The 4,513-nt window shown below is 63.3% G+C and carries 5 protein-coding genes; all 5 read left to right on the forward strand.

Going from position 1 to position 4,513, the window contains the following annotated elements; translation table 11 throughout:
* Window positions 1-342 precede the first annotated feature (342 nt).
* The 5 genes from AC0L2V_RS32065 to rpiB all read left to right on the forward strand — a co-directional run bounded on the left by AC0L2V_RS32065 (window position 343) and on the right by rpiB (window position 4,410).
* Window positions 343-1,083 carry a FadR/GntR family transcriptional regulator gene (locus tag AC0L2V_RS32065; RefSeq protein WP_473522170.1) on the forward strand — a complete coding sequence of 247 codons (741 nt, stop codon included), beginning with the start codon at window positions 343-345 and terminating at the stop codon, window positions 1,081-1,083.
* 34 nt (window positions 1,084-1,117) lie between these two features.
* Complete coding sequence (locus AC0L2V_RS32070) at window positions 1,118-2,107, forward strand: TRAP transporter substrate-binding protein (protein ID WP_292405907.1); 990 nt, start codon at window positions 1,118-1,120, stop codon at window positions 2,105-2,107.
* Window positions 2,108-2,196: 89 nt separating this feature from the next.
* A complete protein-coding gene (locus AC0L2V_RS32075) occupies window positions 2,197-2,664 on the forward strand; it encodes a TRAP transporter small permease (protein ID WP_473522171.1) in 468 nt (155 codons plus the stop codon).
* A gap of 1 nt (window position 2,665) precedes the next feature.
* A complete protein-coding gene (locus tag AC0L2V_RS32080; RefSeq protein ID WP_473522172.1) occupies window positions 2,666-3,943 on the forward strand; it encodes a TRAP transporter large permease in 1,278 nt (425 codons plus the stop codon).
* A gap of 20 nt (window positions 3,944-3,963) precedes the next feature.
* A complete protein-coding gene (rpiB, locus tag AC0L2V_RS32085; RefSeq protein WP_473522173.1) occupies window positions 3,964-4,410 on the forward strand; it encodes a ribose 5-phosphate isomerase B in 447 nt (148 codons plus the stop codon).
* Window positions 4,411-4,513 lie beyond the last annotated feature (103 nt).

Here is a 4,513-nt window from a genome sequence, read left to right on the forward strand (position 1 = left end):
ATAGCCATCGCCTGTGGCCCGCGGGTTCCTTCCTCGGGGACTTTCGTACGCCTGCCGGCGCCCGAAACTCTTCACGGAAGCTGACCGTCCGCAGTCCGGACGAAATTATCAGAAAGCCGCCATTTTCGGAGGACGTTCAGTTCGGCCAAGTAGCAGACTGGCAGCTCCTGGCATCCAGAAGAGCGATAGCAGACATTCACCCTGGTTGGATTGAAGTCTCCAACTGACCATCGCGCGAGCTTGGCCGCTCCCGCCTGACGGCTGATACTGCTTGACATCGACTCTCCGTTCAGGAAACAGTGGTCAGACCACTGTAAGGCCAGTGGGAAGGAGGAGCGTGCGATGTCAATGATGCTTGCCGAGGGCGACGACCTGTCGGGTGCAGAGAAGGTGTTCACCTTCTTCCGCGACGCGTTGCTGAACGGCACCCTGAAACCGGGCGAGCGCCTGCTGGGCGAGCGTGAACTGTCGCTGAGCCTCAACGTGTCCCGGCCGCTGCTGCGCGAGGCATTGCGCTCGCTCGCTATGCTCGGGTTCCTCGATATCCGCCATGGCAAGGGCGCCTACGTCCGCCAGGCCGACATCAACGTCCTCTCGGATTTCTTCACCTTCAGCCTCGCTCAGCAGCCCGACATACTCGACGACGTGATGCAGGCACGCATTGCGATCGAGTGCCAGGCGATCCGGCTTGCCTGCGAGCGCGCGACGGAAAGCGATCTGAAGCGCATCGGCTCGAAGCTCACCCGGCTGATGGACACGTTGCACGATCCGATTGAGGGCGGCGCAGCCGACTTCGCTTTCCACCAGGCGATCGTCGAGGGCGGGCACAGCGAGGCACTGACCACGCTCTACGGCGCGATCGGCGAATTGCTCCGCCGCAGCCATGTCCAGCGGCGCGAAGTGACAGTCTCAGAGCCCGGCATCGTGGACTATCTCGTGGAAGCGCACCGCGAAGTGTTTCTATCGATTGTCGATCGCGATCCGGACGCGGCCGACCGCAAGCTCCGCGACCATTTCGCCATCGGCGACGAATTCCGCCGCCGAAGCCTCATCTCGGCCTTCGCCCGGAGGCCGCAGACCTAAGCACAGGGATGAAAATCAAGGGAGGATTTCCGACATGCTGCACAGGACCATCATCAGCGCACTGACAGGCGCGGCCGTCGCGCTCGTCATGACGGGCGCAGCGCTCTCCGCCGAGCTGCGCTACGCGCATGTGGGTGCCGAGGGCGACATCCAGACGATCTACGCCGCCGAGGCCGCGAAAGGCATCGCCGCAGCCACGAACAACGAAGTGACAGTGACGGTCTATCCGGCGAGCCAGCTCGGCGGCGTCGCGGAGATGGTCGACGGCGTCAAGATGGGCTCGATTTCGATGGGCCACCATGACTTCGCCTCGCTCGCACGCCTCGTGCCTGAGGTCGCGGTGTTCAACGCTCCCTTCATCTACCGTGACGGTGCGCATGCGCTTGCCGCAACCGACCCGGCAACGTCCCCCGCGCTGCAGGCGATCAACGAGAAGCTCGTCGCACAGGGTGTGCGCATTATCGGCCGCATCTACCGCGGCGACCGCCAGATCTCGTCAAATTTCCCGGTCAAGACGCCGGCCGATCTCGCCGGCAAGCCGTTCCGCGCCGTCCCGCTCGAGCTGTGGGTCTCGATGGTCAAAGGGTTCGGCGCTATTCCGACGCCGGTCGAGGTCGCGGAATTGCCGACAGCCCTGATGACGGGCGTGGTGGTCGGGCAAGAGAACCCGCTGACCATGATCGCCTCGAACAACCTCAACGAAGTGCAGTCACATATCTCGATGACCGGCCACATGCGTGCCGTCCTCGCCGTGTTCGTCAATGAAGAGGTCTGGCAGGGCCTGACTGAGGCGCAGCGCGCCTCGATCACCAAAGTGCTCGACGACGAGGCAAAGAAGTCGCTGCAGATGGCCCAGGATGGCGAGGCCAAGCTCGTCGAAGAGCTGAAAGGACGCGGCATGACCATCATCACCGAGGCCGACGGGCTGGACATTGCCGCATTCCGCGACGGCGTCAACAAGCAGATCACGCAGGACTTCCCGAACTTCACACCGCTGATCGAGCAGATCCAGGCGGTCAAGTGACTGACCACGGCCGGGACTCGCGCCCCGGCCAACCCCTTTGGTAAATTGTCGCCGCCAGCGCCGGTCCGCCGGCCGGAAGGGAGGAAGCGATGCGCATCACCGAACGCATTCTTACAGCTTTCGTCGTCATTATCATGGCCGGCCTCGTGCTCGTGCCGACCGCGCAGGTGATCATGCGTGGGGTCTTCGTGCTGCCTTTCATCGGGGCCGAGGAATTCACGCGCTTCCTGCTCATCTGCCTGGTCTTCTGCGCCTATCCACTGGTGGTGCAGAACGGTGAGAACATCGTCATGGGCGAATTCAAAGCCGCGATGCCGGCGCGCCTGCACGGGATCGTCAACTGGTCGATCTCGATCGGAGCCATCGCTGCGACCGGCTTCCTCGCCTATGTCACGGCAACCAACATTTCGAGGAACCTAGCCAACGCGACGCCGACGCTCGGCATCCCGTTCTGGATCTTCCTGGGCGCGACCTTGTTCGGCTTCGCCGGCGCGGCTCTTGTCCACCTCCTCCATCTGCGCAAGCCGCCGCAGGCCGACACCAATATCGCGGTCTGATATGGGTTTCGCGGTCGTCATCGCCTTCCTGGCGCTCTTCATGCTCGGCTTTCCGGTGGTCTATGCCATCCTCCTGCCGTCCATTGCCTACGTAGTCATCGAAGGCCTTCCGCTCGGCCTCCTTGCACAGCGCGTCACTTATGCGCTCGATTCCTTCCCGCTGGTTGCGGTTCCGCTTTTCATCTTCGTCGGCAATCTGATGAACCTATCGGGGATCACCGACCGCATCTTCCGATTTGCCTACACGCTGGTCGGCCGCGTGCCGGGCGGTCTGGCGCAGGTGAATGTATTCGGCAGCTTGGTCTTCTCCGGTATGTCGGGCGCCGCGCTCGCCGATATCGGAGGACTCGGACGCATCGAGATCGATGCGATGAAGAAGCGCGGATTCGACGCCTCCTTCGCAGGCGCCGTCACCGGCGCCTCGGCGACACTGGGGCCGATCTTCCCGCCGTCCATTCCCCTGATCGTCTACGGCTCGGTGACGAGTGTCTCGATCGTGCAGCTCCTGGTCGCGGGTATCGTGCCCGCCATAGTGTGCACTGCGCTCCTGATGCTGACGGTGCTCGTGGTGGCGACAATCCACAAGCATCCGCGGGCCGACCGCTGGCCGACGCTGTGGGAAGTAGGACGCGACTTCCTGCCGGCGCTGCCCGCGGTCGTGGCGCCCGCCCTGATGATTGCCGGCATGACAGCCGGCGCCTTCACGCCGACCGAGGCGGCGGCCATCACCACCGTCTACGTTATCCTCATCAGCGCCTTGCTCTACCGGGAGTTGACCCTCGATCATCTGTGGAACTCGGCCGTGCTCACCGCGCGCAGTTCCTCGGCGATCCTGATCATTGTGGCGGCAGCGGCTCTCTTTGGCTGGATCCTCGCGGTCGAGCAAGTGCCGCAGAGCTTCGCGGCCGCACTGCTTGGCCTCTCACGCGATCCGGTAATGCTACTCGTCATCGCGAATCTCATCTTCTTTGTGGCGGGCATGTTCCTGGATTCCACGACGGCTACACTGCTGCTGGTGCCGATCATCGCGCCGCCGCTGGTGCTGGCAGGCGTCGACCCGGTTCAGCTCGGCATCGTCACGATCTTCAATCTGATGCTCGGCCTGCTTACACCGCCGATGGGCCTGTCGCTTTTTCTGGTGGCCGACATCGCCAAGGTCTCGATCCGGCAACTGCTCAAGGCGCTGCTGCCGTTCTACATCCCACTGCTGACCACGCTGGCGATCCTGACCTTCGCGAAGGATCTCACGTTGTGGCTGCCCCGCATAATCGCTCAGTAACACCCTGGAGAATTCTGAAGATGCGCATCGTCATCGGTTCCGACCACGCCGGCTTCCCGCTCAAGGCGACAATCATCGAGCACATCAAGTCGCTGGGACACGAGGTGCACGACGCCGGGTCTTACGATCCCAATCCGGTGGACTTTCCGGACATCGCGAAGAAGGTCACGTCATCGATCATCGCGGGCAAGGCGGAGCGCGGCCTGATGGTGTGCGGCACGGGAGTCGGCGCTTCAATCGCGGCCAACAAGGTGAAGGGCATCCGTGCGGCGGTCTGCCACGACGTTCATTCGGCCCACCAATCGGTCGAGCACGACGACGTCAACGTCATGTGCATCGGCGCACAGATCGTCGGTGCCTGGCTCGCCAAGGACCTGGTCACCGCGTACCTGCAGGCCGAGTTTTCCACTGACGAGGACTTCCGCCGCCGCGTGCGCAAGCTTGCCGAGATGGATGGCGAGCGGTAGTTTCAGCAAGGCACTCTCGGGGCCGGAGAACGAACCCGCTGCGCGGGATGGGCGCGTGGGGTGAGGTAGAGATCACGAACCGGACGTCGCGCTCGCATTGAGG

The sequence above is a fragment of the Mesorhizobium sp. WSM4814 genome (assembly GCF_055811595.1).